Annotated in this window: 17 protein-coding genes, 1 tRNA gene and 1 riboswitch; of the genes, 12 read left to right on the top strand and 6 right to left on the bottom strand. The window is 39.5% G+C overall.

Annotated elements, in window-relative coordinates:
• Positions 1-209: 209 nt before the first annotated feature.
• The 6 genes from pdxS (at position 210) to PQ460_RS23125 (ending at position 5,832) form a co-directional block, all read left to right on the top strand.
• Entirely contained in the window at positions 210-1,091 is an 882-nt protein-coding gene (gene pdxS, locus PQ460_RS23150; RefSeq protein ID WP_273614343.1) for a pyridoxal 5'-phosphate synthase lyase subunit PdxS, read from the top strand.
• A gap of 15 nt (positions 1,092-1,106) precedes the next feature.
• Positions 1,107-1,688, top strand: coding sequence for a pyridoxal 5'-phosphate synthase glutaminase subunit PdxT (pdxT, locus tag PQ460_RS23145; RefSeq protein ID WP_273614344.1), 582 nt, complete (start codon positions 1,107-1,109; stop codon positions 1,686-1,688).
• 207 nt (positions 1,689-1,895) lie between these two features.
• Positions 1,896-3,179, top strand: a complete 1,284-nt coding sequence (serS, locus tag PQ460_RS23140) for a serine--tRNA ligase (RefSeq protein ID WP_273614345.1) — start codon at positions 1,896-1,898, stop codon at positions 3,177-3,179.
• A gap of 89 nt (positions 3,180-3,268) precedes the next feature.
• Positions 3,269-3,357, top strand: a tRNA-Ser gene (locus PQ460_RS23135).
• Positions 3,358-3,703: 346 nt separating this feature from the next.
• Positions 3,704-4,528 (top strand): YitT family protein, encoded by an 825-nt coding sequence (locus PQ460_RS23130; RefSeq protein WP_273616210.1) that lies wholly within the window; start codon positions 3,704-3,706, stop codon positions 4,526-4,528.
• A gap of 212 nt (positions 4,529-4,740) precedes the next feature.
• The gene (locus PQ460_RS23125) at positions 4,741-5,832 is read left to right on the top strand and encodes a hypothetical protein (RefSeq protein ID WP_273614346.1); all 1,092 of its coding nucleotides are present in this window, start codon (positions 4,741-4,743) and stop codon (positions 5,830-5,832) included.
• 83 nt (positions 5,833-5,915) lie between these two features.
• Here the strand turns inward: PQ460_RS23125 and PQ460_RS23120 are convergent, their stop codons facing one another.
• The 4 genes from PQ460_RS23120 to motA all read right to left on the bottom strand — a co-directional run bounded on the left by PQ460_RS23120 (position 5,916) and on the right by motA (position 8,954).
• Positions 5,916-6,512, bottom strand: coding sequence for a GNAT family N-acetyltransferase (locus tag PQ460_RS23120; RefSeq protein ID WP_274171312.1), 597 nt, complete (start codon positions 6,510-6,512; stop codon positions 5,916-5,918).
• A gap of 21 nt (positions 6,513-6,533) precedes the next feature.
• Positions 6,534-6,995 carry a tRNA adenosine(34) deaminase TadA gene (tadA, locus tag PQ460_RS23115; protein WP_443147181.1) on the bottom strand — a complete coding sequence of 154 codons (462 nt, stop codon included), beginning with the start codon at positions 6,993-6,995 and terminating at the stop codon, positions 6,534-6,536.
• Between the two features lie 305 nt (positions 6,996-7,300).
• The gene (gene motB, locus PQ460_RS23110; RefSeq protein ID WP_273614348.1) at positions 7,301-8,143 is read right to left on the bottom strand and encodes a flagellar motor protein MotB; all 843 of its coding nucleotides are present in this window, start codon (positions 8,141-8,143) and stop codon (positions 7,301-7,303) included.
• Positions 8,136-8,954 (bottom strand): flagellar motor stator protein MotA, encoded by an 819-nt coding sequence (gene motA / locus PQ460_RS23105; RefSeq protein ID WP_273614349.1) that lies wholly within the window; start codon positions 8,952-8,954, stop codon positions 8,136-8,138. Before motA ends, motB begins: the two co-directional genes overlap by 8 nt.
• 196 nt (positions 8,955-9,150) lie before the next feature.
• Here motA and PQ460_RS23100 point away from each other — a divergent pair, with 196 nt between their 5' ends.
• Positions 9,151-9,444, top strand: coding sequence for a hypothetical protein (locus tag PQ460_RS23100; RefSeq protein WP_273614350.1), 294 nt, complete (start codon positions 9,151-9,153; stop codon positions 9,442-9,444).
• 82 nt (positions 9,445-9,526) lie between these two features.
• Here PQ460_RS23100 and PQ460_RS23095 read toward each other — a convergent pair whose 3' ends face one another.
• Positions 9,527-10,042, bottom strand: a complete 516-nt coding sequence (locus PQ460_RS23095) for a GNAT family N-acetyltransferase (protein WP_273614351.1) — start codon at positions 10,040-10,042, stop codon at positions 9,527-9,529.
• Positions 10,043-10,307: 265 nt separating this feature from the next.
• Positions 10,308-10,781 (bottom strand): C40 family peptidase, encoded by a 474-nt coding sequence (locus tag PQ460_RS23090; RefSeq protein ID WP_204827361.1) that lies wholly within the window; start codon positions 10,779-10,781, stop codon positions 10,308-10,310.
• Between the two features lie 12 nt (positions 10,782-10,793).
• Positions 10,794-10,933: riboswitch (cyclic di-AMP (ydaO/yuaA leader) on the bottom strand.
• 478 nt (positions 10,934-11,411) lie between these two features.
• Here PQ460_RS23090 and PQ460_RS23085 point away from each other — a divergent pair.
• From PQ460_RS23085 to PQ460_RS23065, 5 genes are all read left to right on the top strand, one after another.
• Positions 11,412-11,924 carry a YwhD family protein gene (locus tag PQ460_RS23085; RefSeq protein WP_204827347.1) on the top strand — a complete coding sequence of 171 codons (513 nt, stop codon included), beginning with the start codon at positions 11,412-11,414 and terminating at the stop codon, positions 11,922-11,924.
• A 360-nt stretch (positions 11,925-12,284) separates the two neighbouring features.
• Entirely contained in the window at positions 12,285-13,742 is a 1,458-nt protein-coding gene (locus tag PQ460_RS23080) for an ATPase domain-containing protein (protein WP_274171311.1), read from the top strand.
• A gap of 17 nt (positions 13,743-13,759) precedes the next feature.
• On the top strand, positions 13,760-14,011 hold the full coding sequence (locus PQ460_RS23075) for a hypothetical protein (RefSeq protein WP_273614353.1): 252 nt from the start codon (positions 13,760-13,762) through the stop codon (positions 14,009-14,011).
• Entirely contained in the window at positions 14,004-16,217 is a 2,214-nt protein-coding gene (locus PQ460_RS23070; RefSeq protein ID WP_274171310.1) for a LuxR C-terminal-related transcriptional regulator, read from the top strand. The genes PQ460_RS23075 and PQ460_RS23070 overlap by 8 nt, the downstream gene beginning before the upstream one ends.
• 220 nt (positions 16,218-16,437) lie before the next feature.
• The gene (locus PQ460_RS23065) at positions 16,438-25,638 is read left to right on the top strand and encodes an S-layer homology domain-containing protein (RefSeq protein ID WP_274171309.1); all 9,201 of its coding nucleotides are present in this window, start codon (positions 16,438-16,440) and stop codon (positions 25,636-25,638) included.
• The last annotated feature ends 49 nt before the right edge of the window (positions 25,639-25,687 follow it).

Here is a 25,687-nt window from a genome sequence, read left to right as displayed (position 1 = left end):
AGTTGGCTGACTGCAATATAGATGATCCTATCAAATGTATTGTATATTCAATAGCTCTACTGTAAAATGATGAGTTAGATTCTGTCTCAAATTTAACGATGAATTTGAGACGTAAGCATCCAGTTATTTATGATTCCTTATGGAGTATAAATAGTCTTTGTAATCGAAGAATAATCTTATGTTATATATCGAATTCAGGGGGCATGAACATGGAAACCGGTACATCCAGAGTTAAAAGAGGTATGGCAGAAATGCAAAAAGGCGGCGTCATTATGGACGTTATGAATGCAGAGCAAGCTAAGATTGCAGAAGCTGCTGGTGCTACAGCAGTTATGGCTCTTGAACGTGTGCCTTCTGATATTCGCGCCGCTGGTGGCGTAGCTCGTATGGCTGATCCAACGATCGTAGAAGAAGTTATGAAAGTTGTATCAATTCCGGTAATGGCTAAGTCTCGTATCGGTCATTATGTAGAAGCTAAAGTATTAGAATCCCTAGGCGTAGATTATCTGGATGAGAGTGAAGTTTTGACTCCAGCGGATGAAGTGTTCCATATTGATAAACATGAATTTACAGTTCCATTTGTGTGCGGTGCTAAAGATTTGGGTGAAGCTCTTCGTCGTATTGGTGAAGGTGCATCAATGATTCGTACCAAAGGCGAGCCAGGAACAGGTAATATTGTAGAAGCTGTTCGTCATATGCGCTTTATAAATAGCCAAATTCGTAAAGTAACGAATATGTCTAAAGATGAGTTATATGCTGAAGCGAAAAATCTTGGTGTTTCTTATGATCTATTGGTAGGTGTACACGAAGCAGGTAGCCTTCCAGTAGTTAACTTTGCAGCAGGTGGAATTGCAACTCCAGCAGATGCAGCATTGATGATGTATTTGGGAGCAGACGGAGTATTTGTTGGTTCTGGTATTTTCAAATCAGATAGCCCTGAAAAATTCGCACGTGCTATCGTTGAAGCAACTACACATTTTGATGATTATAAATTGATTGCAGAAGTATCCAAAAACTTGGGTGCTCCTATGAAAGGTATCGAAATCTCCAAATTGGCTCCTTCAGAACGTATGCAGGATCGTGGCTGGTAAGAAAGAAGGTAGACCATGAAGATTGGTGTATTAGCATTACAAGGTGCTGTTGCAGAGCATTTGAAAAGCCTTCAACTGGCGGGTGCAGAAGCGATCAGTATTAAGCGTATCGAGCAATTAGAAGAGATTGATGGATTAGTAATCCCTGGTGGGGAAAGTACTACGATCGGTAAATTAATGCGTAAGTATGGATTTATCGAAGCGATTCAGCAATTTTCGGAGCAAGGAAAGCCACTGTTTGGAACGTGTGCAGGACTGATTGTATTATCAGAACGAATTGCCGGGCAAGATCAACCTCATCTTTCTTTAATGGATATGACCGTTTCACGTAATGCTTTTGGCAGACAACGTGAAAGCTTTGAAACCGATCTGGATGTGGTTGGAATTGACGAGCCGATTCGTGCAGTATTTATACGCGCTCCTCTTATTCAAGAAGTTGGAGAAGGCGTACAAGTATTGTCTACGTATCACGATGAGATTGTAACAGCAAGACAAGGGCATTTGTTAGCTTGTTCTTTTCATCCAGAGTTAACAGATGATTATCGCTTGCATCAGTATTTCGCAGACATGGTGCAAGAGTACGTCTCTCATAAGTAATCGCATGTTGTAATTAGCTAGATCGTTTAAATACATTACACCTTAACTCTTGGTAGCTTCTGTGATTAGGAATTTCTCCTGATACAGATGGCGGCAAGTTCTCACTTGCCCGGTATAAAGCGTTCACTCTTTTTGTAAAAGAATGAAGCTTGACGGCGGAAAAGAGAACCAGGAGTTAAGGTTATTTTCATTAGGAGGGGTTTATTGATGTTAGACGTAAAGATATTACGTAATGACTATGCACGTGTAGAACAAGCATTACAAAGCCGTGGCAAATCGTTAGATTTAATCGCAGAATTTCCTGCACTTGATTCCAAGCGTCGTGAATTATTACAAGAAACAGAATTACTTAAAAATCGCCGTAATGTAGTATCAGGTGATGTAGCTAAACGTAAAAAGAACAAAGAAGATGCAGAAGAATTAATTCTTGAAATGCGTGAAGTATCTGATCGTATTAAAGGATTAGATGAAGAGATTCGTCAATTGGAAGCACAAATCGATATGATGATGTTATCGATTCCTAATATTCCGCATAGCAGTGTACCTATTGGTGCTTCTGAAGACGATAATGTAGAGATTCGTCGTCATGGAGAACCACGTGAGTTCGCATTTACTCCAAAAGCACACTGGGATGTTGCTCAAGATCTAGATATTATTGATTTTGAAGCGGCTGCTAAAGTAACAGGTTCACGTTTTGCTTTTTATAAAGGGTTTGGAGCACGTTTAGAACGCGCATTGATTAACTTTATGATGGATCTGCATAGCAGTGAGCATGGGTATGAAGAAATTCTACCTCCATATATCGTAAACAAAGATAGTCTTGTAGGTACAGGACAATTACCTAAGTTTGAAGAAGATTTGTTTAAGCTAAATGATACAGAATATTATTTGATTCCTACAGCAGAAGTACCGGTGACCAATTATCATCGTGAAGAGATTTTGCCAGCCGATCAATTACCAAAACATTACGTAGCATATAGCTCTTGTTTCCGTTCTGAAGCAGGTGCTTCAGGTCGTGATACTCGTGGCTTGATTCGCCAACATCAATTTAACAAAGTTGAAATGATCAAAATCGTACAACCAGAGACATCTTATGATGAATTAGAAAAAATGACAGCTAATGCAGAGCGTGTATTGCAGTTATTGGGTCTACCTTATCGTGTACTTGCTCTATGTACAGGGGATATGAGCTTCACAGCTGCTAAGACGTATGATTTGGAAGTATGGTTGCCTGAGAGTAATATGTACCGCGAAATCTCTTCTTGCTCGAATGTAGAGGATTTCCAGGCACGTCGTGCCAATATCCGTTTCCGTCAAGATACGAAGAGCAAACCAGAATTTTTGCATACGTTAAATGGATCAGGATTGGCTGTAGGCCGTACGGTTGCAGCGATTCTAGAGAACTATCAACAGGAAGATGGCAGTGTCATTATCCCTGAAGTATTGCGTCCATATATGCGCGGGGCAGAAGTAATTACAAGCAAAAAATAATTTTTTAAATCTTTTTTTATAAAAAGCTTGTCAAATCTTAGAATCCATGATATGATATTTATGTTGTGCAAGATTGATAAAGCTTTTCTGGAGAGGTACCGAAGCGGTCATAACGGGGCGGTCTTGAAAACCGTTAGGGGGCAACTCCACGTGGGTTCGAATCCCACCCTCTCCGCCATATATTTAAATCCAAGTCGTTCCTTTACAGGAGCGGCTTTTTTGTTGTTCATTGATAAGCTATAAGTATTTTTATACTATCTGCATTTGATTTTTGTAGGACAACCAACTATTTTATGTCATAATAAATAGTGACTACTCTGATATATAGATTATGGACTCCTGATCATATGGTATGTGGTCATTTCACCCATTATCATCTACTGCAAGAAAAAGATGTTACCAAACTCTATATCTCTACGTACATAAGAATAGGAGGACATACCATGGTAGATATGAATCAACCTCCCGATTTATCCACATTCGTGCCGATCAAGCACGGTAGACGGTCTTTGAAAAGTACAGTGATGCGTACATTGCTTATCGTGCTCGGTGCTATGATTGTAGCTGTCGCGTTAGAGCTGTTTCTGGTTCCTAACAATATTACAGATGGCGGAATTACAGGCATATCTATTATTTTGTCCTATATCACAAAGTGGCAATTAGGTCTGTTTCTATTTGTAATTAATATTCCGTTTTTGATTATTGGTTATAAGCAAATAGGTAAAACATTCGCTTTGTCTACTTTGTTAGGTATAACTGTGATGTCGATAGGCACATTTTTATTGCACCCTGTAGAAGCATTTGTAAAAGAAACCGTACTTGCTTTTGTATTTGGAGGTATGTTTCTCGGATTAGGCACAGGACTTGTACTACGTTCTGGCGGATCATTAGACGGTACAGAGATTGTAGCAATCTTATTGTCGCGACGGTCTATTTTTTCAGTAGGCGAGATTGTTATGATTATCAACGTGTTTATTCTATGCGGAGCAGGCTTTGTATTTGGCTGGGATCGAGCAATGTATTCTATTATTGCGTATTATATTGCCACCAAAGTGATCGATATTACAATTGATGGTCTGGATCAATCCAAGTCCGTATGGATTATAAGTGATCGTATTCAGGATATCGGAGATGCTATTATTCATCGTCTGGGACGAACAGTCACGTATCTGTCCGGTGAAGGTGGATTTTCCGGAGAAGAGAAAAAAGTCATTTTCTGTGTTATCACCCGCTTAGAAGAAGCCAAGTTAAAAGAAATTGTGAATCATTTTGATGAAACCGCATTTATGGCTGTTGGTAATATCCATGATGTTAAAGGTGGAAGATTCAAGAAAAAAGATATCCATTAACAAAGTGTAACTTCATTTTCCAGAATGTATGGTATGTTGGTAAAAGCTTCATTGTCAGTATATTCGTAAAAAGTAAGTATTAATAACCAATTTTGAGTTTTTGTATTTCAAAATTAGCTAAAATGGGTTATTATGTATGCTGGCTTTATACCTGTCGTATTTTGAAAATGAAGTAAAACTTCATCGCTGTAAAAAAAGAGAGGGGTAACAAAATGAAAAAAAGAATGACACTTGGGCTGTTAGTTATGCTCATGATACTTACAGTTGCACTTGTAGGTTGTACAAAGAAAGCTGAACCGAAAGAAGCGGTAAAGGCGGCAACAACCAACGCAGCTAAAATGACATCTTATGCGATCGCAACTAAGTTGAAAGTAAATGAATTATCTTTTACTACTGCTGATGGCAAAGCTACAACAGATGCTCAAAGTGCACAAATCGCAAGTTTACTTAAAAATGCAGAATTTAACGTAACAGGGGTATATCAAGGTGACCCTATGCAAACAGAATTGACGATGGAATTGAAATTGAGCGGCGATATGGCAATGACATTTACAGTGCCTATGGTTATGACTCAAGAAGTTCTGTATATCAAAATTCCACAAATCCCAATGTTGGCTTTGCCTGATACATTAGTAGGTAAATTCTTGAAATTGGATCTAAAAGAATTGGCTGCTCAACAAGGTCAAGAATACAAACCTTTGAGCCCTGCTACAACACAACAATTAACTCAAGACTTGTCTAATGCAGTGTTAGACAAATATGACCAAGCTAAATACTTCAAAGATGTAGATACAAAAGATGCTGCGCTTCCTGAAGGTGTAGATGCAAAACAAGTAGTTCAATTTGCAGTAACAAATGATAATGCTAAAGAAGCAGTAACAATCTTCGTAAAACAAGCATTGCCAGCTGTACTGGATGTATTGTCTAAAGAAGAATACCGTAATGCTTTGAATATCAAACAAACAGATATTGATGAAATGAAAAAAGAACTTCAATCTGAAGATTCTCAAAACAGCTTCAGCAAATCTGTTAACGAATTGGATAAATATTTGACTCTAAACCAATTCCATATCAATACAGCAATCAACAAAGATGATTTCCCTGTATATCAACAAATGGTAATGGATGCTGTATTCTCTGATCCTGATACTAAGCAGAATGTGAAATTGTCTGTAGATGGTAGCAGTCAGTATTCCAAAATCAATGAAAAACAAACATTTGCTATCGGTATCCCAGCAGATGCTGATGTTGTAACAATGGATGAATTCCAAAAACAAGTTGGTTCCATGTACGGTGGTAACTAATCATTTGGTAGCAAAAAGCTCACTGCTTATACGCAGTGAGCTTTTTTTATGCGTGAAATCAATATAGATACCAGTCAGTTTATTTATAATGTAGAAGTATCTGCTGTAGAATCGGTTGAGAGACGCGTAAATTCTTCTTCTAGAATCGAAAACATCTGATGATCTTCCCACTGATCGTTGATTTTGACCAGCTTGCGTGCAATTCCTTCTGCTTGAAAGCCGCATTTCTCCAGTACACGCCTTGAAGCAATATTATGAGGCAAAATACCTGCTTGTACCCGGTGAAGCCCTAGAGAGCGAAAAGCGTACGCTAAAAGCAATTTTACACCACCAGTCATATACCCTTTACCTTGAAAACTAGAATCCATAGAATAACCGATGTCTGCAAATTGACCTACACCGCGTACTAGATGTGTTAGAGATAACGTACCTCGTAACTCATGATCTTCTGAAGAAAATAAGCCAAACAGATACGCTTTATCTTCCCATGCTTCTTGTTGTCTGCGATAGATCAAGTCCAATTGACTAGGAAGTGTAAAAAACTCATTAGGATATCTTGGCTCAAAGACTTGATTGGCTTCACGACTATTGACTCGTAACTGGAGAAGGGCAGAAGCATCCTCTGGCTCAAGTAAACGAATATAAATACCTAATGTACGATCAGACAATTCTAGCGACATACAACCCCTCCTTATACAGAATTATGATTGTAACGGTTTGCGCTTTTTGAGTCGCAAGCGTAGCTGTTTGAAAAAGTCAGTTAATAGTAACGCACATTCAGGTTGCAATATATCTGTAATGATCTCTGTACGATGGTTAAATCTAGGTTCTTGTAGCAGATTCATCAATGTACCAGCACAGCCTGCTTTGGGATCTACAGTTCCGTAGACTACAGTTGGTACACGACTCTGTACAATCGCCCCTGCACACATCGGGCAAGGTTCTAAAGTAACATACAGGGTACAATCTAATAATCTCCAGGCGCCCAATGTTTCACTTGCCTGTCTAATCGCTATAATTTCGGCATGAGCAGTAGCATCGAATGAAGTTTCACGTAAATTATAACCCCGGCCAACGATTACATTATCTTTAACTACAATCGCTCCGATCGGTACTTCACCGAGCTGTTCAGCTTTGTGAGCTTCGGCTATTGCTTCTCGCATCCAATACTCATGTACTTCTTGAGAAATAATAAACCCAACCTTTCACTGTGGATACTTTCTTTACTTGTACATCGAACAGATATTCGTTGTTAACACGTTGTGGATAGAACTGTGGATAACTCTTGAAAAACGAAAATGATACCGTTTTAGCGGAAAAAGTTGTGGATAACTATATTTAAATGATAAAAATTAGCCCGTATTCTATTTTAGGCAAACTATTGTCTATTTTCAATCTATCGTTATTATTTTGAAATAAAAAAGAAACTTTAGAGAGATCTCTAAAGTTTCTTTTGTTAGTTTGATTGTTATTTACCGTTGTTCGCCATAGATTGAAGTGTAGGATTCACATCTTCGTCTACATACTTACGAATAATCGATACTTCTACCCGGCGATTTTCTGCACGTCCTAGATTAGTAGAGTTACTAGCCACAGGTCGATATTGTCCGTATCCGATTGCACTGAATTTACGAGGATCTAATTTGTTGTTTAACAATAGAATTTTCATAAAGTTGAGTGCACGGTCTGAACTTAGATTCCAGTTCGATTCATATTGCGAGTTCGAGATTGGAATATTGTCTGTATGACCAGACACGATAATATCGTAATTTGGGAATTGTTGCAAAATATTAGAGATTGATTTGGCCAGTATACGAGATTCTGGTTTTACAGTAGCTCGTCCAGAAGCAAATAACGTATTATCACTGATTGTGATACTTAATTGAGATTGATTGAGCTTGGTAGCTAACTGCTGGCTCAATCCATTGTTTTTGATATAGCTATCTAATTGTTTTTTTAATTTTTCTAAATTTTCTTGTTCTTGCTGTTTGAGTTTTTCACGTAAACTTTCTCTGCTTTTTTGAGTATTGTCTGCCGGTGAAGCCGCAGAAGCAGGTGTTTCATTATCGTCGGATTTAGGTGTTTGTCCGCTGGTTTCTTCCATAGCATTTTGATCCAAAACACCTGTACCACCGGTGAACGCTGCATTCATCGCTGCTGCCATTTGTTGAAATTTGGATGCATCCAATGAACTCATAGCAAATAGAGTAATAAATAATGCTAGCAAAAGGGTCATTAAGTCAGAATAAGGAAGTAACCAACTTTCATCTGGATGTTCTTCATGAGGCTCGTGTCTACCTTTTTTACTCACTGGCTACCGCCTCCCCTACAGCCCCACCGCTACTTTCTTCGCTGTTCATTTTTGCATTTTCAGTAGGTGTTAAGAACACAGCTAATTTCTGGCTAATCGCAATAGTAGATACACCGGATTGAATAGATAGTAAGCCTTCTACCATCATTAATTTAACTTCTACTTCAGCTTTGGATAAACGTTTAAGCTTCGTTGCAATAGGATGCCATAATACATAACCACTAAAGATACCGAGCAATGTTGCCATAAAAGCCCCTGCAATCGCATGAGAAAGCTTTTCCAAGTCAGTCAAATCCGCCATCGCAGCAATCAGACCTACTACCGCTCCAAGTACACCCAGTGTAGGAGCATACATACCTGCTTGTGAGAAAAGAAGTGCGCCTGAACGGTGACGTTCTTCTGTCGCATTAATATCTTCCATCAATACATCTTGTACAAACTCTTGATCATTACCATCAATAATCATACGCATTCCGTTACGAAGGAAAGGATGATCAATTTCTTCGACTTTGGATTCCAATGCAAGTAGACCTTCACGACGCGTAATAGAAGCCCACTCCATAAACATACCTACTAGATCTTTTTTGTCCATTAATTTTTGTTGAACAAAAACAACTTTAAACAATTTGCCAAGACGTTTAACTTCATTCATTGGAAAAGCCATAAAGATTGTTGCTGCTGTACCAACAAAAATGATGACATAAGCAGCCGGGTTATTAACCAGATTGATAAGGGGGGCACCTTTTAGAAGCATACCGAATATAAGTGAACCCAAACCAAGTATTAGACCAATAATTGTTGAAATTTGCATAATACACCTCGTCCGTGAGTATATAGTTTATCTCTCTCATCATCCACTTCCATGTAATGATGTGTTTTCCAAAAACATCTGATACTCTTTTATCGACAAGATATGCTGCATTGTTAAGAGTTTTTTAGTGTATATTTGCGTTATAATGTAAATAAGTTGGGAATTGTAACAATATCGACAGATCGGGAGGTTGAGTATGGGCGTTAAGCATGGAAGAGATTATGAAGAGATATTGAGTGATTTAACATCAGCAGTAGCCATGATTCCAGACAGTTATTTGTTTTTTGATATGGAACCTCAAGAGTGGGAAGTGCTTGCTGAGGGTGAACGAAATGAAGTAAATGAAGCGTTGGCAGAAGACTTATTTTTTGCGCTTGGCTCACAATCTATGATCCACGTAGGTAGTGGGGTAGTCATCTATGATGCAGACACACATCGCATTGATATTTTGATTGGCAAAGAAGAAATGACATTTGTGACCTTGATCTAACAAAAGATTAATAAAATACGTATATAGCAAAAGCACAGAGCAGATGAACTAGAAGATCATCTACGCTGTGCTTTTTGTTTGTTTATATATCAAGATAACGTGCATCAGTAGGTGCTTGATAGACCATACAATAAAAAGGCTTCATACCATCAGGCGTTCTACGCTCATACATATCTGTAATATAAAAGCCTGCTTTTTGATACGTACGGATAGCCCGCTGATTCCAGGTCAACACTTCCAGATCGATTTCGGCTGTCGCGTTACGGTTTTGAGCCGTTTTTACAATAGCTTCTACAAAAGCTTCTCCATAACCATGACCACAAAGATCAGGACGCATGCCAATCCCTAAGCGTATCGTATCTCCTAATGGAAAAAGTTGAGCAAATCCGGCTAACTGTTCTGTCTGATCCAATACCGATACATACTGTTGTTGCCGAATCTCAGGATCACCGAACTCAATCCCTAATTCTTTCATTTGATCCCAGGGCATCCAGCCGTAGATATTATAAGGAGGATCATATATCCATGTACATACTTGGGCAGCATGTTGTTCTGTCAAAGGAATCGTATGAAAAATAGAATGTGACAGTGAGCTCATGACATAACCTCCTCTGACTGTACTTTATATATACCATAAAAAAAACTTAAAAAATTTGCAATATCCTGTTTACCATAATTACGAGTAGGTTAATAATAAGTAGACATAATTATAAAGAACAATTGATATAAATTTATTATTTTATGTAACCTATTGGATGTTTAATACGTCTTACTTATATAGGAACATAAAAAAACCACTAAAGATTCTGGCGGGAATCTTCAATGGTTTATAGGTTCATTTATATGAGTTGTAAATACGATGATTAATTGTCAGTTGCGAAGGTGTTATATGTGGAATCGCTCATAACACGTTTAGCACCAACGTAACGATTTTGATAGTAATCCATGCTCAAACTGTCAATTCTCACACCTTTGGAAGTAGAAGCGTGTGCGAAGTTACCATTTCCTACATAAACTGCTACATGTGAAACGCCAGCCCCAGTAGTATTGAAAAATAACAGATCTCCAGCAATTAAATCACTTTTTGATACAGGCTCGCCTACTTGATATTGAGAGCTAGATTGGCGAGGAAGATCAATGTTCATTTTGCTGAATACATATTGTGTAAATCCCGAGCAGTCAAAACCGCTGAAAGATGTTCCACCAATACGATAAGGTGTTCCAATAGCTCCGTCGATAACTTGATCCATTTTAGAATCTGCATGCGCACTTGTTACTCCAAGTGACGTAAATGCAATAGCAAGTCCCATTACTGCGGCTGTTAGTTTCTTTTTCATGTTCAAAATCAATTGTCCCCTTCCAATTGCCTACGAGGTTAGCTTAAGGATTCGGTAGAAGGTATTCCCCTATGATCCCTCCGAAACAAGATCAATTCACCCAAAACGGTTCCCCCGTTTCCCGGTACCACGGAATTTGGCTCAAAGCTTGGTGTGTACCGTACACGGATCATTACGACAAAACGACAAAATTTTCAGTTGCTATAAAGGTTACAGCATTTAGTTTTAAAGTTTACAAAGTTGTTACTAAAATCTCACTGGATTTATTCTACCAGAGGTTTTTTACTTTGGCAAACGTTTATTCATCTGTTTTTAAGATTTACTTTTGTATTTTAGTATTAAATCTCTGTGAAACCCTACGGTTATCGTCTTTTTAAAAGTTAAAAAATTTTAATCTTTTGCTCATATAGTGGCGTTTGATGAAGAATTGTGATCACTATATATACTTTATTCGGTTCGTCGATCCCAATAATGAACGTTTTTTTCCTTTTTTTATGAAAATTGATGACAATAATCGACTTTATTGGCTTTTAAGGCAATATTCGATACAATATGAATAATAAATCGAACCATAAATCTATGTATAATAACCTTATTTATACTGACCCCACAAAGGAGTATTTGAACGATATGGATGAAAATCAACCAAGTAAAAAGTCGATGTCACTTAATATTGTAAGTAGTAGTGCAAAAAGCAGTAAACACAAAGGTTTTGGAGCAGGAGCGATTAACCTCAATAATGTGTCCCCTATCATTATAGACCATGGCGAAGCAAAAATCGATGTTGGTGCAATGCACGCCAAAAGTAAAGTAGAAAAAGGGATCAAATTTACGACTAACCGCGAAGAAGTAAATGGCGGTCGTCAAGTATGGTTAGTATGGGTAGCAGTCGATAAATTAGCTGAAGGTGTTAATTATGCTGGCGCTACAGCTTGCGAAATGTGGATTAACGAAGAAGAGAAAAAAGGATGGAAAATCCTCGCAGAGCATGTGAACAAACTGGATTATGCTATCAAGCGTCGCATTATGTTAGAAGGTTTGGGAAGCGAAGAAAAGGCTGCACTTAAAAAATTATTAGTCGCTCATAATGAAGAATGGTGGAACCAATCTTCTGAAGAGTTTAAAACAGCATTAGAAGGTTAATAATACTTTATATAGTCTACTATTTATGCAAAAGACCGACGACCCTCAGATCGTCGGTCTTTTATTATTCGTAGCGTTTTGAAGCATTCTCCAAATATGTAGCTTCTATAGAAGAATTATATTTTAAAAGTAATTATTCAGGATTCAAAACAGTAGGATTATCTTTATTTATATCATATAATAACAAGTAAAATATGGTAAAAAAGGTTGTGAATACAATGCGTCTTTTTCCGTCCTTACCAAAATTGGAAATTTGCTTTCTTCTATTGATAAAGCCTTGTTATAATTAAGATAAAGTTATCATCGTAAGAAGCTGTCCCTTGCTTGACTAAAATATTCTACAGATGGAGGGAACACTACATGCAAAAAAGTGAAGCTGCTTATATTAGTACATTAAAACAGCCAATTAGTACAGGTATCCCGGGACTGGATGATATTTTATGTGGAGGCATACCGCCAGGAGGCGTCGTAATTCTGGAAGGTGAACCAGGCACAGGAAAAACTACAATAGGCATGCAATTTTTGGTTGAAGGTGCTGTTAAACATAATGAACCGGGGATATACATTACATTTGAAGAACTTCCTGAACAAATTTACGATGATATGCAACGGTTCGGTTGGAATTTGAAAGAGTTGGAACGGCGTAACTTATTACGTGTGATCTGTATAGAACCCGAGATTTTATTAGAACAAATGCTTGAACCCAATGGTCTTTTTGAACATATGATCAAAGAAATTGGTTGTAAACGCGTAGTTATGGATAGTATTAGTTTATTTCGCTTACTCAGTAGTGAACAAGAAGCCAGGACAAATGTTTATACCATTCGTAACATTATGCGCAAGCATACTTTAACTTCTTTTTTTATAAGAGAATATTCAGAAGTAGAAGGGATGAATATTCCTTTCGAGAATTATATCTGTGATGGGATTATCAGACTTTCGTTAAAGCCTTTAATGGAAAAGTATCGTAAGCGTACTATTGAAGTACTTAAAATGCGTGGTACCCGAATTTTGGAAGGTGAACATACTTATAAGTTTATCGAAGATGGAGTATATATTATTCCTTCGTTATCGATGGCAGAAGATAAGATATTGGTACAGGAAACTGAAGTACTATCCACAGGTATTGATTCATTAGATGATCTGTTGATGGGTGGTATTCCTAAAGGCAGCGTCTTTATGATCGATACAAATAGTAAAGCCAACTATAGATATCTACTTTCTTCTATTTATGCACAACGTATCAAAGACGATGATTGTACAGTGACGATGATGTCTGGTAATACTACTTTAGATATGTTTGCCGATACGATCGATTTGTTTGGAGTGTCTTTGCGTCAGGCTGTCGATGAAGGAAAAGCTCATTTTATTGAGCATTATAAGCGTGCTGTAGACAGTGGATTAGAAAAAGCGCTTATTCGTGTAGATGATGTAGAGAATGATGAATATGCTAATACGCTAAATGAAAAGCTTTCTCCTATTTTTGAATGTGAAGAGCTTTGTGATAAGCGTTGGTTCATCTATTATGATCTAAATACAATTATTTCAGAACGTGGCAAAGATTTTGTTGTGAAATACTTCTCAGAAGAAATTTCACTTTGGCGGGCGCTTGGCATTACTGTAATGGCGCATTGTAATTTTAGTGAAATTGGAACAGAGACAGCTTCATTTTTGGAACGTACTTGTAATGGAGTAATCCGAACATGGGTTGATGGTAATTATCAGTATTTACAAGTAACTAAATCACCAAGCGGAAGAGTGTCAGCACCACACATCGTAGCTAATATTTCAGAAACACCATTTGTCCGGCTGGTATAAGGAGGGATTAAGCTTTTATGGTATCAGAAAGCGATGTAATCACATTACAGATGGAATGTACCTTATTTTTTGAAAATAATCCTTATGCATTAGAAACCAGTACGGGCATGTCCAAACGACTTGGACGCAATGCGCATTTAATTGAACGTGCGCTTGATCGTTTGACTGAATTATCAATTTTAGAAAAAAATGGTCAGGGTACGCGTGCTATTTATCGTTATAAAACGCCTTATATTCAAACAGAAGTGGACATGAATGCTTATGATTGAAAGCTATTTTATAAATGATAACTTGGACAGCTGTCAGGAACTCCAAAATGTATATGCAGAACTTACAGGTTTATTTATTTTTATTACAAATCATGAAGGGCATTTGTTAAGTACACCTTCAGATGCTGAAATCGCTAATTTGTTCATCACGTATCCCAAAGAACTTGAAAGTATGTTAAAAGCAGAAATCGATAAGTTGAAAAGGCTTCGAGTTACTGCTTTGTCTGATCAATGGATACCTGGAATCAAGTGGATTATTTCACCTGTTAGTATCGATCAGCAACCGATTGAGATGTATATCTGGGCAGGCATTATTATTCAAGAAAATACCAGACAAAACATTATCGATCATGTGAATTACAATAGCCCGGATTTGAAAGGGCCTGCGGAACTTTTCCGTATCATGAGAGAACGAATACAAAGTACACCAGAAGACGATGTTACGCAAATAGAATATAAAAAAGATAAGATTAATAAATTATCTAAAGCTATCGCGCTTATCTTGAAATCAGGATACAAAGAGAAAAAGTTCGCAGAACGTCTGACGACTCTTAATGAAACGTTGCGGTCGGATTCCAGTCGCAATATGCCTATAGAAGAAGTGACACGAGCGGTGCTTGCTTCTAGCGATCTGGCAGATGTATTCGGATTTGCTTTAAAAACATCTTCTGGTACTTATCGTATTGTGAGCAGTACAGGGCCTGCCGCCGCTGAGTTAAAAGGAGCTATTTTCCACGAAGGCGAAGGTTTTCTCGGTCAAGCAGTACTTAGCGAGCAATTAAGCCACTGGAAAGATGTAGGTAGAGATCCACGCAGTCACTTTTTTCTACAAAAAGGATTAGCTTCGATCTATGAAGTACAATGTTTTCCGATTCGGTATGACGATGAAAATTACGGGTTGTTATTTGGCATCGGTTTGGAAGAAAAATTATCAACAAATACCAATATTCGTTTTGAAGAAACATTGATCTCTTTAATTGGTTGGTATATTGGTAACCATATTACTCATGGTCGTATGGAAAAGCAGATTCAGCGCTTCAAGCCGTTAATGGAACTAGCCAGTGTAATGGTATCTGTGCAGGATATTCAGCGGGTTCTATTTATGCTGGTAGATATGAGTCTGAATCTGGTATGGAGTCCATCTGCATCAATTGTTGTTCATCGGGCAAGTGAAGACGAAAAAGTGCAAATGGTCGCTCGTGGTATGGAAAGCCCGCGCGGAGAAACGTATGCCCGAGATATTGCTCGTCGCTATTTGGAAAATGGAAATAATCAACCGGCAACACATTCATATCTGAATCGTTCAGTGCCTTCATCATTAATGATTGAATATCCTATCGTTTATGCAGACAAAACTAGAGCTGTACTTGCTGTTGCAATAGGAGATGAGCAAGAAGGCGAAGAATGTCGTGAGATTTTGTCTGCTCTGGCAACGATGGGCAGTGTCATTATGAAGCTACTTTATGATCGCCAACAGTTTTTATCAAACAGTAATCGATTTGCTCATATTTTGCATGAATCGATTCGGGAATGGAATGTAGCGCAATATCAACTGGCTACGGATGCACAGAAAATCGTGATGGAATTTGCATTATGGGGCGGATTACGTAAAGAAGAAGGAGAAACGATTGCACGTGCTTGTCTGATGTCGTTTTCAGATCCAGCCACTTTACGTAGTTTTCCTCACTTGTTTGAACAAGAAGCAGAAATGATTGAAGATTTTAGGAAAATTCAACAGAATCAAAATAGTCCAGCCTCCCATCCATATAGTAAGGGCGGGCAAACAATGGTATTGGTATTTGCTCTGGCTGCTTCAGGTGATAACGATATCCAACTCATGACTGATTCCCAATTTACTAATATTGATCCTGCTTTGATCAGTCAGTTCCGTTTATTCATGCTTAGTCGTCATACTTTGCAAACGGAAATTAGCTTAATGGAAGAAAAACCTGTTCCTCGTGCGTTAACTGCCGAAGTAGCAGAGGGACGTGGTCTGGAAGCGATCGTCAAAGAATTTGGATTATCTCCACGGGAAAAAGAAGTATTGGAGCTAGTCGTCAAAGCTTCCAGTAATAAAGAGATTGCGGCGGCTCTATTTATAAGTGAACATACTGTCAAAAATCACTTAACGAATATTTTTAATAAGATGAGTGTAACCGACCGTGCACAAGCAATTGCGGCTGTTTTTAACAAAAGTATAGGTTAAATAAAAAAGATCACCTTTATTTCAAAAAGGGTGATCTTTTTCCTTTTTATAGGCGAAAAAAAGAAAGAGGAGGGTTTTCCTATTTCCTAAAATGTATAAAATAGGAAATAAAGTCTATATATAACTGCCGCTGTTTCTAGGAAAATGAATCTGTAAGCTATAACAAGATGTGTTATTTGTTGCGACAGGCAATTTAACTAAAACAAAAGGGGAGAAAAATATGAAGAAACGGAGTTACTCGGTTTTTATAGTATTTTTAATCGTAACTTTGATTTTTACAGGCTTGCCTCGGTACGCAAGTGCAGCTGCAGGTTCGATGACTATTACTTCTGCTAATGGAGTACAAGTTGTGGGACAATCAGCTAATTTGAGTGTTACTTATAATTTAGGAGATGTAATTAGTCTTCTGGGCAGTATCACGTATACTTTACCTGCCGGAATTAAAGCAACAACAGCTGACCAGATTAACGGTAGAAATTTGGTAGCTAGTGAAATTACGAATAATGGACAAACAGTTACGATTACTACCGCAGCTCTTCTTTTATTACCTTCTACAACGTTGACCCTTAATAATAAAATATTACCAGCCGCTGGTAATTATCAATTTACCGGAACTTCTAAAAATACATTAAATGTTTCTATAGGCAGTGCAACACAGCAAGGAACCTTTACTATACTTCCTGCTCCTACTGCCCCTTCTTCTGCACAAATCAGTGTAAACAATGTAGTCGTCGGTTCTTCAACGGTTACAGTTACAGGACAGACTCAAGGAGATACTATCTCTGTTTATAACACTAGCAATACATTGCTAGGCTCTGGAGTCGTCAATGCGCAAGGAACAGCCGTTATCGCAGCAACGCTAGTTCCAAGTGGTGGCACAATCAATGTTAGTACGGTTCGAGGTACTGCTGAAAGTACTAAAACATCTTTTACGTATGGTAGTGCTGTACTAAATTCTATTCCAGCCGCTAATATTGCTATTGATAATCAATATGGTGATCAAGATACAGTGACCGTTACAGGTGTAAGTGCTGGAGATGTAGTCACTGTCTATAATGGTACAACAGCTATTGGCAATGCTACAGCAAACGCAAGTGGAGTTGCTACTGTAACGACTACATTAACTCCTGATGGGGGTAGCGTAGGTGTTACTTTAAAACGAAATACGATTGAAAGTACTCCAACTACAGTAAGTTATGGAGCGCAGGTTATTCCACCTATCGTTTCTAGCAATATTACAGTAACCAATTCGTATGGAGGTACTTCTACGGTTAAAGTAAGTGGTTTGACAGTAGGAGATATCGTTACTGTTTCTTCAGGGAATACCGTATTAGCTACTGCTCCAGCAACAACAAGTAGCCTAAGTTTGCCGGTTGTTTTGGCTCCTACAGGTGGCAGTTTAAGTGTCACTATCAAGCAAGGATTATTACAAAGCGCAGCAACAACAGTCAATTACCCTTCAATTACTGTTCCTGTTATTGGATCAGCTAATATTCAGGTGAACAATCGTTCAGGTAATACTTCAGATACGGTTGTCGTGACGGGTCAATTGGCAGGCGATACTGTTAATGTATACAATGCTGATGGTTTGTTAGGTACAGGAACCGTCAATGCTCAAGGTACTGTGACAATTCCAGTAGTATTAACTCCTATCGGTGGGAGTGTAAATATCGGTTTGAATCATAATGGAGTAGATAGTGCTCCAACAGCAGTCAGTTATCTGGCAGAAGTGGTTACACCACTATTAACTAATCAGATTTCACTTTCTCCTATTGTTGCAGGGAACGCAACAGCAACAATTAGTGGTTTGACCAATGGAGATATTGTGAAAGTCTATGGAAATGGTACTGTTTTGGGAACTGCAACCGCTGGAGCGACAGGAACTGTTGCTATTCCAGTCGCGGTTAATCCTTTAGGTGGTAGCCTTGGAGTAGGCATTACACGAAATGGAATTGATAGTGTAACGACTTCGATTCCATATGGTGGCGTTGTTGTACCTGCTATTCCAGTTGCTAATATTACTGTAAACAATGTTTCGGGTAACTCGGATACTGTTCAAATTACAGGACAGACTGCGGGAAATATTGTAACCGTATATGGCAATGGAAGTGTAATTGGAACAGGTGTAGTTAATGCTCAAGGAACTGCATTATTAAATGTTACGTTGGTACCTCTTGGAGGAACGATTGGCGTAACGACTACAAATCAAGGAGTAGAAAGTATTGCGTCAACAGTGATTTATGGAGCAGAAGTCACTCCTGCTATTTCTGCTAATGCTATTTTAGTGACAAATAATTCGGGCGATAACGATATTGTGCAAGTAAGTGGCTTAACAGCAGGCGATAGTATTGATGTATATGGAGCAGGATCATTATTAGGAACTGCAACTGTACAAGCTGATGGCAAAGCTACATTAAATACAACTTTATTGCCGATTGGTGGTACGGTGGGAGTGACTTTGATTCGTAATGGAGTCGAAAGTGCACCTACGCTTGCAAACTATACGACAGAAGTAGTAGCTGCTCTTTTACAAGAAAATGTAGCTATTGTGAATGATATTGCAGGCAACTCCTCAGTCACTGTCAAAGCATTACAAGCAGGAGATATTATCAATGTGTATGCTAACGGTACACTAATTGGTACAAGTCCTGCTGATGCAAATGGATTAGCAAAAGTAAATACAGATTTGGCACCTAACGGTGGTGTAATCAGTGTAAGTGTGGTTCGCAACACAATAGAAAGTACAGCGATTCAGGTTGGATATGCTGCTGTTTTAATACCAGCTATTCCTTCAGAAGATATAGTGCCAGCCAACAATTATGGTGATAACGATACCGTAACTATTGAAGGTTTGGACGAAGGCCAAAAAGTAAATATCTATTCCGGCTCAGATCTTATCGGTACAGGAACAGCTCCAGCCAATGGTAGTACTGTTATCAACTTGAAATTAATACCAACTGGTGGCTCTGTTAGTGCTACTTTAGAATATTTAGGATTAGAAAGTCAGCCAGTCTCTGTAAACTATCCAACAGAAATTGTGCCTCCTATCCCAGCCGCAGCGATTACTGTTCTCAATAATGCCGGCAATGCAGATAGTGTGACTGTTACTGGCTTACCAGAAGGTAATAAAGTCACTATATCTGAAGCAGGATCAATTTTAGGTACAGGAACAGTAGCGTCATCTGGAGATGTCACTATTAATCTTACTTTAAATCCAACAGGCGGTACGATTTCAGCGATAAATACGCATAGCAATATAGACAGTGTGCCTACACCTGTTGTGTATCTGACTGAACCTGGTCCAGTTTTATTAGCAGCAGATGTACAAGTGATTAATAATATTGGTAGCAACGATACAGTCAAAGTAAGTAATGTGCAGTCTGGAGATATGATTTGGGTTCTAGATGCCAATAATACTGTTTTGGGTACAGGATTAGCCGATGGTAGTGGATTAGTGACTATCCAACTTGCTCTGTTGCCTGAAGGTGGACAAGTATCTGTTATTTTATCTCGTAATCAAATTAATAGTAATCTTGTAAATGTTAATTATATAGCGGAAGAAGTAGCTCCACCAGCAGATACACCTACAGCAGAGATCACGCAAGTACAAGGTGTTGATGGAGTAATCACAGTGATCGGTATGACTGAAGGAGAAACAGCCAAAGTCTACGATGACGATGATCAAGTATTAGGTACAGGAGTAGCTAATATCGATGGACAAGCGATCATTAATTTCAAATTTTTGAAAGCTCAAGGTAGATTGTTTGTTCGTACAGTTGTAAATGGAGTAGAAACAACAGTAAACACATTTGATTATCAAGGTATCCCAATTCCAGTAAATCCAACGACACCAACAGCTGTATTATCTGATATCGATGGTGCACAAGGAACAATTGATATTGCTAATGGTGTAACAGGCGATATTGTAAAAGTGTACAGCGATGATGATCAAGTATTAGGTACAGCTACAATTGGATCAGACGGAACAGCGATTTTGAACTTTACTTTCCCGAATGTTCAAGGGGAACTGTCTGTTCGAGTAACGACAAATGGAACAGAAACCGAAATTGCTACATTGCCATACAGCGGAATCGATATTCCAACGACACCAACACCAGCTGCTACGATTACCGACATTACAGGTGATCAAGGAACTGTAGATATTACAGGCGTAGCTGTAGGAGAAGTCGTGAAAGTATACGACGAAGATAATAACGTTCTAGGAACAGCAGTGGCAGGAAGTAATGGATCTGCCCAGATCGTATTTACTTTCCCGAATGCACAAGGGGAATTGTCGGTACGAGTAACGGTCAATGGAACAGAAACCGAAATTACTACATTGCCATACAGTGGAGTTGTCATTCCAACAACGCCAACACCAGGTGCTGTGATCGCTGATATTGCAAGTGATCAAGGAACTATCAATATCACAGGAGTAGCTGTAGGCGAAGTCGTGAAAGTGTATGACGAAGATAATAACGTTCTAGGAACAGCAGTGGCAGGAAGTAATGGATCTGCTCAGATCGTATTTACCTTCCCGAATGCACAAGGGGAACTATCCGTACGAGTAACGATTAATGGAACGGAAACTGAAATTGCTACATTACCTTATAGCGGAATCGATATTCCAACAACGCCAACACCAGCTGCTGTGATCGCTGATATTACGGGTGATCAAGGAACAGTGAACATTACAGGAGTAGCTGTAGGTGAAGTAGTCAAAGTATACGACGAAGACAATAACGTTCTAGGAACAGCGGTAGCAGGAAGTAATGGATCTGCCCAGATCGTATTTACTTTCCCGAATGCACAAGGAGAACTATCCGTACGAGTAACGGTGAATGGAACGGAAACGGAAATTACTACACTACCATATAGTGGAATTGATATTCCAACGACACCAACACCAGGTGCTGCGATTACTGATATTACAGGTGATCAAGGAACAGTAAGAATAAGTGGAGTAGCAGTAGGCAATACTGTTTCAATCTATAGTGATGCCAATGAAGTACTCGCAACAGGAACAGCGAATGCAAACGGAGAAGCTATTTTAACCTTTACTTTCCCGAATGCACAAGGTGAACTGTCCGTACGAGTAACTATCAATGGAGCGGAAACGGAAATTGCCACATTACCTTATAGTGGAATTGATATTCCAACGACACCAACACCGGGTGCTGTGATTACCGATATTACAGGCGATCAAGGAACAGTGAACATTACAGACGTAGCTGTTGGTGAAGTCGTGAAAGTATACGACGAAGATAATAACGTTCTAGGAACAGCAGTGGCAGGAAGTAATGGATCTGCCCAGATCATATTTACCTTCCCGAACGCTCAGGGTGAATTATCCGTACGAATAACAGTGAATGGAACGGAAACGGAAATTGCTACACTACCATACAGCGGAATTGATATTCCAACTACGCCGTCTCCTAATGCTGTGATCACCGATATTACAGGTGATCAAGGAACTGTAGATATTACAGGCGTAGCTGTAGGAGAAGTCGTGAAAGTATACGACGAAGATAATAATGTTTTAGGAACCGCAGTAGTAGGAAGTAATGGATCTGCCCAGATCGATTTTACCTTCCCGAATGCACAAGGAGAATTGTCGGTACGAGTAACGGTGAATGGAACGGAAACAGAAATTACCACACTACCATACAGCGGAATCGATATTCCAACTACACCGTCTCCTAATGCTGTGATTACCGATATTACAGGTGATCAAGGAACAGTGAACATTACCGGAGTAGCTGTAGGAGAAGTCGTGAAAGTATACGACGAAGATAACAATGTGTTGGGAACGGCAGTAGCAGGAAGTAATGGATCTGCCCAGATCGTATTTACTTTCCCGAACACACAAGGAGAATTGTCGATACGAGTAACAGTAAATGGAACAGAAACGGAAATTGCTACACTACCGTACAGCGGAATTGATATTCCGACGACGCCGTCTCCTAATGCTGTGATTACTGATATTACTGGTAGTCGTGGAACAGTGAATATTACTGGAGTTACAGCAAACTCTCCAGTTACTATTTACAGTGATGCTAATGAGGTGCTTGCTACAGGAACAGTAGATGGAAGTGGGCAGTTAACATTAACATTCATATTCCCGAACGCTCAAGGAGAACTGTCCGTACGAGTAACCGTAAATGGACTTGAAACCGAAATTGCTGCATTGCCATACAGTGGAATCGACATTCCAACGACACCAACACCAGGTGCGGTGATCACCGATATTACAGGTGATCAAGGAACTGTAGATATTACAGGCGTAGCTGTAGGTGAAGTGGTCAAAGTATACGACGAAGATAATAACGTTCTAGGAACAGCGGTAGCAGGAAGTAATGGATCTGCTCAGATCGTATTTACTTTCCCGAACGCACAAGGAGAACTATCCGTACGAGTAACGGTCAATGGAACGGAAACCGAAATTGCTACACTACCATACAGTGGAATTGATATCCCAACGACACCAACACCAGGTGCTGTGATCGCTGATATTACAGGCGATCAAGGAACAGTGAACATTACAGATATAGCTGTAGGAGAAGTAGTCAAAGTGTATGACGAAGATAATAACGTTCTAGGAACAGCAGTGGCAGGAAGTAATGGATCTGCTCAGATCGTATTTACCTTCCCGAATGCACAAGGGGAACTATCCGTACGAGTAACGATTAATGGAACGGAAACTGAAATTGCGACATTGCCATACAGTGGAATTGATATCCCAACGACACCAACACCAGGTGCTGCGATTACCGATATTGCAGGTGATCAAGGAACAGTAACAGTAAGTGGAGTAACAGTAGGCAACACGATTTCGATCTATAGTGATGCCAATGAAGTACTCGCAACAGGAACAGCGAACGCAAACGGAGAAGCGGTATTAACGTTTACCTTCCCGAATGCACAAGGCGAGCTGTCTGTACGAGTAACGATTAATGGAACGGAAACGGAAATTGCGACATTGCCATACAGCGGAATCGATATTCCAACCACACCAACCCCAGCCGCTGACCTAACAACGATCAATGGAGATCAAGGAACAGTGACGGTAAGTGGAGTAGCAGTAGGCAACACGATTTCGATTTATAGTGATGCGAATGAAGTACTCGCAACAGGAACAGCGAACGCAAACGGAGAAGCGGTGTTAACCTTTACCTTCCCGAATGCACAAGGTGAACTATCTGTACGAGTAACCATCAACGGAACGGAAACCGAAATTGCGACATTGCCATACAGCGGAATTGATATTCCAACCACACCAACCCCAGCCGCTGACCTAACAACGATCAATGGAGATCAAGGAACAGTGACGGTAAGTGGAGTAGCAGTAGGCAACACGATTTCGATTTATAGTGATGCTAATGAAGTACTTGCAACAGGAACAGCGAACGCAAACGGAGAAGCGGTGTTAACCTTTACCTTCCCGAATGTACAAGGTGAACTATCTGTACGAGTAACCATTAACGGAACCGAAACCGAAATTGCGACATTGCCATACAGCGGAATTGATATTCCGACAACACCAACCCCAGCCGCTGACCTAACAACGATCAATGGAGATCAAGGAACAGTGACGGTAAGTGGAGTAGCAGTAGGCAACACGATTTCAATCTATAGTGATGCCAATGAAGTACTCGCGACAGGAACAGCGAACGCAAATGGAGAAGCGGTATTAACGTTTACCTTCCCGAATGCACAAGGCGAGCTGTCAGTACGAGTAACCATCAATGGAACCGAAACGGAAATTGCGACATTGCCATACAGTGGAATCGACATTCCAACGACACCAACCCCAGCCGCTGACTTAACAACGATCAATGGAGATCAAGGAACAGTAACGGTAAGTGGAGTAGCAGTAGGCAACACGATTTCAATCTATAGTGATGCGAATGAAGTACTCGCAACAGGAACAGCGAACGCAAATGGAGAAGCGGTATTAACCTTTACTTTCCCGAATGCACAAGGCGAACTGTCGGTACGAGTAACGATTAATGGAACGGAAACGGAAATTGTCACATTGCCATATAGCGGAATCGATATTCCAACGACACCAACCCCAGCCGCTGACCTAACAACGATCAATGGAAATCAAGGAACAGTGACGGTAAGTGGAGTAGCAGTAGGCAATACCGTTTCGGTTTATAGTGATGCGAATGAAGTACTTGCAACAGGAACAGCGAATGCAAATGGAGAAGCGGTATTAACGTTTACCTTCCCGAATGCACAAGGTGAACTGTCTGTACGAGTAACGATCAATGGAACGGAAACCGAAATAGGAACATTGCCATACAATGGAGTTGAAGTTCCACCTACTACACCACCGACACCAGTTGTCAATTTGGTTGATGTACAGGGAACGCAAGGAACTATTCAATTGAGTGGTCTACAAGCCGGGGATATTGTTACTGTACAAAGCGATGTGTATGAGCAAGGTACAGTACAACTAGGAACGATTACGATTGGAGCAGATGGTAACGGAAATCTTAATATTCAACTTCCAGCCTCTGAAGGACAATTGGTAATTACACTGAATCGTAATGGCAATACAAGTGTACTTCAGACGATTAATTATCGTGAAGGAGAAACACCGCCGCCAACCAATCCTGGAACATCGGATGATGACGATAATGTAGGTTCTAATCGTACACCAGGAGTTCTAGGAATACCGGCACCAGTAACTGCTGCTACAGTAGATACACCAGTGCCTGCTGTAGAAGAACCAGTAACACCACCAGCTGACAATGCGGTAGAAGCAGCTAGTGGAGAAGCGACAGATGTAGAGCTAGATAATACTACAAAAGTTACTTTAGTAACGACAAATAAACAAAACTTTAATGATGTGAGTGGACACTGGGCAGAATCAGAGATTAACAGACTACAAGACTTGTCCATTCTAAATGGTGTAGGCGATAATCAGTATAATCCAGATGCCTTGATTACGCGTGCACAATTCACACAGATGATTAGTAACTTATTACAAGTATCGTCTAATACTGACAATGTAACGTATGCAGATGTTGCACCTGATAAATGGTACTACAATGCGATTAATGCGGTATCCGCTACGGGTATCACTAAAGGATATACAGACGATTCATATCAACCAGATCAACAGATTACACGTGAAGAAATGTCGAATATTCTTAATAACACATTAAGCTACTTGGAGCCATCTACTTCATTTGCAGCAGATGCTAACCAGGCACTTACACCATTTACAGATCGCAACAACACATCCAATTGGGCTAAAAACAGCCTTGCTACAGCTGTAAACGAAGGTATTATGCAAGGTAGACCAAATGGACAGATTGCACCAAAAGATAATACAACACGTGCAGAAGCAGCTATGACGATTTCACGTTTAATGGACAAAATGGCAACACACTTCAACATCACAGAATAACTACAGTGGAGTGATATCTTTTTATTAACAAATAGATGGTATGATTCGT

It is taken from the genome of Paenibacillus sp. KACC 21273, assembly GCF_028736095.1.
Lineage (GTDB): Bacteria > Bacillota > Bacilli > Paenibacillales > Paenibacillaceae > Saccharibacillus > Saccharibacillus kyungheensis.
Note: the sequence above shows the minus strand (reverse complement) of the source record. Positions and strands in the feature narration are given on the sequence as shown.

What these genes read in the sequence shown, in the direction of transcription:
- pdxS (WP_273614343.1), top strand. Translation starts at nt 210, where the DNA reads ATGGAAACCGGTACATCCAGAGTTAAAAGAGGTATGGCAGAAATGCAA.
- pdxT (WP_273614344.1), top strand. Translation starts at nt 1,107, where the DNA reads ATGAAGATTGGTGTATTAGCATTACAAGGTGCTGTTGCAGAGCATTTG.
- serS (WP_273614345.1), top strand. Translation starts at nt 1,896, where the DNA reads ATGTTAGACGTAAAGATATTACGTAATGACTATGCACGTGTAGAACAA.
- PQ460_RS23130 (WP_273616210.1), top strand. Translation starts at nt 3,704, where the DNA reads ATGCGTACATTGCTTATCGTGCTCGGTGCTATGATTGTAGCTGTCGCG.
- PQ460_RS23125 (WP_273614346.1), top strand. Translation starts at nt 4,741, where the DNA reads ATGAAAAAAAGAATGACACTTGGGCTGTTAGTTATGCTCATGATACTT.
- PQ460_RS23120 (WP_274171312.1), bottom strand. Translation starts at nt 6,512, where the DNA reads ATGTCGCTAGAATTGTCTGATCGTACATTAGGTATTTATATTCGTTTA.
- tadA (WP_443147181.1), bottom strand. Translation starts at nt 6,995, where the DNA reads ATGCGAGAAGCAATAGCCGAAGCTCACAAAGCTGAACAGCTCGGTGAA.
- motA (WP_273614349.1), bottom strand. Translation starts at nt 8,954, where the DNA reads ATGCAAATTTCAACAATTATTGGTCTAATACTTGGTTTGGGTTCACTT.
- PQ460_RS23100 (WP_273614350.1), top strand. Translation starts at nt 9,151, where the DNA reads ATGGGCGTTAAGCATGGAAGAGATTATGAAGAGATATTGAGTGATTTA.
- PQ460_RS23095 (WP_273614351.1), bottom strand. Translation starts at nt 10,042, where the DNA reads ATGAGCTCACTGTCACATTCTATTTTTCATACGATTCCTTTGACAGAA.
- PQ460_RS23090 (WP_204827361.1), bottom strand. Translation starts at nt 10,781, where the DNA reads ATGAAAAAGAAACTAACAGCCGCAGTAATGGGACTTGCTATTGCATTT.
- PQ460_RS23085 (WP_204827347.1), top strand. Translation starts at nt 11,412, where the DNA reads ATGGATGAAAATCAACCAAGTAAAAAGTCGATGTCACTTAATATTGTA.
- PQ460_RS23080 (WP_274171311.1), top strand. Translation starts at nt 12,285, where the DNA reads ATGCAAAAAAGTGAAGCTGCTTATATTAGTACATTAAAACAGCCAATT.
- PQ460_RS23075 (WP_273614353.1), top strand. Translation starts at nt 13,760, where the DNA reads ATGGTATCAGAAAGCGATGTAATCACATTACAGATGGAATGTACCTTA.
- PQ460_RS23070 (WP_274171310.1), top strand. Translation starts at nt 14,004, where the DNA reads ATGATTGAAAGCTATTTTATAAATGATAACTTGGACAGCTGTCAGGAA.
- PQ460_RS23065 (WP_274171309.1), top strand. Translation starts at nt 16,438, where the DNA reads ATGAAGAAACGGAGTTACTCGGTTTTTATAGTATTTTTAATCGTAACT.